Source organism: Pseudomonas sp. P5_A2_2, assembly GCF_054177685.1.
The window spans coordinates 1-4,021 of sequence record NZ_JBGCUL010000401.1; the positions used below are offsets into that span (position 1 = coordinate 1).

3 protein-coding genes and 1 pseudogene are annotated in these 4,021 nt (G+C 63.0%); all 4 read left to right on the forward strand.

Annotated elements, in window-relative coordinates:
* On the forward strand, window positions 1-419 hold a 419-nt coding region (locus tag ACXRVY_RS19220; protein WP_458237997.1), incomplete at its 5' end, for an HlyD family efflux transporter periplasmic adaptor subunit.
* A gap of 15 nt (window positions 420-434) precedes the next feature.
* A complete protein-coding gene (algK, locus tag ACXRVY_RS19225; RefSeq protein ID WP_223459834.1) occupies window positions 435-1,937 on the forward strand; it encodes an alginate biosynthesis TPR repeat lipoprotein AlgK in 1,503 nt (500 codons plus the stop codon).
* On the forward strand, window positions 1,934-3,415 hold the full coding sequence (locus ACXRVY_RS19230) for an alginate export family protein (RefSeq protein WP_458237998.1): 1,482 nt from the start codon (window positions 1,934-1,936) through the stop codon (window positions 3,413-3,415). Before algK ends, ACXRVY_RS19230 begins: the two co-directional genes overlap by 4 nt.
* 26 nt (window positions 3,416-3,441) lie before the next feature.
* Window positions 3,442-4,021: pseudogene (locus ACXRVY_RS19235) on the forward strand (right-handed parallel beta-helix repeat-containing protein); the annotation flags it as partial.

A 4,021-nucleotide genomic window follows, 5' to 3' on the forward strand; every position in this document is an offset into this window, starting at 1 on the left:
TTGCAGAACTGTTCGGCAAGCAGATGACCGGCACCCTGACCTCGCCGTGCGACTGCACCGTGGCCCAGCAAATGGTCGCCAACGGTCAGTACGCCAGCAAGGGCGACGTGATCTTCCAACTGGTCCCGCGCAACAGCGAAGCCAACGTTGAAGCGCGCTTCTCCTATCGCCAGTTCGGCGAGGTGCGCCCGGGTACTTCGGTGCGCTTCCAGATCGCCGGCGAGGACAAGAGCCGCACCGGCAAGATCGTCAGCAGCACCAGCCTGAAAAGCGCCGACCTGTCTTCGGACATCCGCGTGCTGATCCAGCCGGACGAAACCCTGGACAGCTCCCTCGCCGGCCGCCCGGTGGAAGTCAGCAGCGACCGTGGCCCGAACCTGAACTGGCTGATCGACAAAGCCATGGCTGTCGGTCTTTAAGTCGAGGACATGCCTGTGACTACTCCAACCCTCAACACGCCGCCGACCCTGTGGGAGCGAGCTTGCTCGCGATGGGATCGACGCGGTCTGTCTGATGCACCGAGCCAGCCGCATCGCGAGCAAGCTCGCTCCCACATGGGATTTGCGTTCTGTTCGCTAGCCCTGGCGGTCAGCCTCAGCGGTTGCGCCGGCCTGCCCGACCAGCGCCTGGCCAACGAAGCACTCAAACGTGGCGATACCGCCACCGCCGCGCAGAACTACCGGCAACTGGCCGACCTGGGCTACAGCGAAGCCCAGGTCGGCCTGGCCGATATCCAGGTCGACAGCCGTGACCCGGCGCAGATGAAACAGGCCGAGGCGACCTACCGCGCCGCAGCCAGCGTTTCGCCGCGCGCCCAGGCACGTCTCGGTCGACTGCTGGTAGCCAAGCCCGGTTCCACCGAAGCCGAGCAGCACGAAGCCGAAACCCTGTTGAAAAAAGCCGCTGCGGCAGGCGAAGGCAACACGCTGATCCCGTTGGCGATGCTGTACCTGCAATACCCGCACAGTTTTCCCAACGTGAACGCGCAGCAGCAGATCAGCCAATGGCGTGCCGAGAACAAACCGGAAGCCGGTCTGGCGCAGGTGCTGCTCTATCGCACCCAGGGCACCTACGACCAGCATCTGGATGACGTGGAAAAAATCTGCAAGGCCGCGCTCAACACCAGCGACATCTGCTACGTCGAGCTGGCCACGGTCTATCAGAAACAGGCCAAGCCAGAGCAACAGGCCGAGCTGATCAAGCAGATGCAAGCGGCGCACGCCCAAGGCCGCGTTTCGGCGCAGCGCGTGGACAGCGTCGCCCGCGTGCTCGCCGATGCGTCCCTGGGCAAGACCGACGAGAAGACCGCACAGTCGCTGCTCGAACCGATTGCACCGGGCTACCCGGCGTCATGGGTCAGCCTCGCGCAACTGCTCTACGACTTCCCGGAACTGGGCGACGTCGACCAGATGATGAAGTACCTGGACAACGGCCGCGCCGCCGACCAGCCCCGCGCCGAACTGTTGCTGGGCAAGCTCTACTTCGAAGGCAAGCTGGTGCCGGCTGACGCCAAGGTCGCCGAAGCGCATTTCCAGAAAGCCGTTGGTCGCGAAGTCGCCGCCGATTACTACCTCGGCCAGATCTACCGCCGTGGCTACCTGGGCAAGGTCTATCCGCAGAAGGCCCTCGATCATCTGTTGACCGCTGCGCGCAACGGCCAGAACAGCGCCGACTTCGCCATCGCCCAACTGTTTTCCCAAGGCAAGGGCACCAAGCCTGATCCACTCAACGCCTACGTCTTCAGCCAATTGGCCCTGGCCCAGAACACCCCGCAAGCCACCGAGCTTGCGCAAACAATCCAAACGCAATTGCCGCCCGACCGGTTGGCCGAAGCCCAACGCCTGTTGAAACAAGAACAGGCCGTGCGCGGTGCCCTGAGCCCGAACACGCCGGAACTGCACACCCTGCAAGAAGAAGTCAGCGAGGAATCCCAATGAAGTTGAATCCATTCATGAAGGCCGGCATCGGCCTGACATTCGCGCTGATCTGGTCTTGCCCGACGCTCGCTGCGATGACTGAAACCAAGAACTTCGGCCTGGACGTGAAAATCACCGGCCAGTCCGAAGACGACCGTGACCTCGGCACCGCTCCCGGCGGCGACGTCAACGGCGTCGGCCTGGACCTGCGTCCGTGGGTCTACGGCGAAAGCGGCGCGTGGAGCGCCTACGCCATGGGGCAGGCGGTGACGTCCACCGACATCATCGAAACCGACACCCTGCAACAGTCCGATGGCGCCGAAAACACCGACAGCAATGATCGCCAGACCAAGAAAAACTACCTGGCCATGCGTGAGTTCTGGGTCGGTTACAGCGGCTTCACGCCCTACCCTGGCGAGATCCTGAAGTTCGGTCGCCAGCGCCTGCGCAACGACGACGGCCAATGGCGCGACACCAACATCGAAGCCCTGAACTGGACCTTCGACACTACCCTGCTGCGCGCCAACGTCGGTATCGCCGAACGCTTCAGCGAGTACCGTACCGACCTCAAGGAGCTGTCACCGCAAGACAAGGATCGCCTGCACGCCTACGCCGATGCCGCGTACCAGTGGACCCCGGGCAACTGGGTTGGCATTCGCGGTCATCACACGCACGACAACGGCAAGCTCGACTTCCCGGAGCCGGGTGTGCCGGCGGATTCGCTGGACAAGAAACAGAACGGCGACATCAGCTGGCTCGGCCTGACCGCCGACAGCGACGCGTACAACTGGCGCAATACCAACACCRTCAATTACTGGGGCAGCATCACCGGCATGAGCGGCGACGTCGACAAGGTCAACCCGCTGAACGCCGATGGCACGCCGCCGGCTGAAGCCAAGCGCGGTGAAAACCTCAATGGCTGGGCCACCGATCTCGGCGTGCGTTTGCGCCTCGATCCGCAATGGCAAGTCGGTGCCGCCTATGCCCGCGCCAGCGCCGAGTACGAACAGAACGGCCTGGAAAGCAACCGCTCGAACTACACCGGCACCCGCTCGCGCGTGCACCGTTTCGGCGAAGCCTTCCGTGGCGAAATGAACAACATGCAGAGCGCCACCCTGTTCGGTTCGTGGATGCTCAACGACGAATACGACGCCAGCCTGATCTACCACAAATTCTGGCGTGTCGACGGCAACAAGCCGGTCGGCAGCAATGGCATCAACGCCGTCCAGAACAACACCGACGACGTCACCGGCGCGATCCTTTCCAGCACTTCGCTGCCGCTGAACGATGGCGAAAAAGACCTCGGTCAGGAAATGGACCTGGTGGTGACCAAGTACTTCAAGCAAGGCCTGTTGCCGGCGTCGATGAGTCAGGCGATCGATGAGCCTTCGGCTCTGGTGCGTTTCCGCGGCGGCGTGTTCAAGCCGGGTGATGCGTACGGCAAGGAAGTCGATTCGTACATGCACCGCGCGTTCATCGACGTGATCTGGCGCTTCTGATGCACATTGCGAAGGGAGTCCCCGACATGAACAGAGCCAAGAAAGGTTCCATGACCTTGCTGGCCGGCGCGATGCTGCTGGCCAGCGCGGCTGCCTTCGCCAACGTGGAGCCGGCCAAGGCGCCGGCTGGCGCGCAACAAGGCAAACCGGCGACCATCGCCAAGGAACTGCAACAGGCCAAGACCTATACCGTCAGCAGCGCACCGACCGCGCCGCTGGAACTGGCCACGCCGAAGTTGCCTGACATCTCCGGCTACACCGCCGAGGCCATCGCGGCAAAAATCGTACGCAGCAAACCGGGCAAGATCAGCGTGCGCCGGATGATGCAGGAAGAYGCCCTGAAGGACTTCATCGGTGGCGACAACAAGATGGCCGAGTGGGTGGTGCGTCAGCACGGCATCCCCCAGGCGATCTTCGTCGACGACGGCTACATGAACCTCAAGGACCTGGCGAAGAAGCTGCCCAAGCAGTACTTCAGTGAAACCTCGCCGGGTGTGTTCCTCTCGCGGTTGCCGATCGTGGTCGGTCGCCACGGCATCCTGGAAATCGACAAGCAGACCCAGGAACTGCGCCTGTCCCAGGAGGCCGGTGCGTTCCTGGTCAACG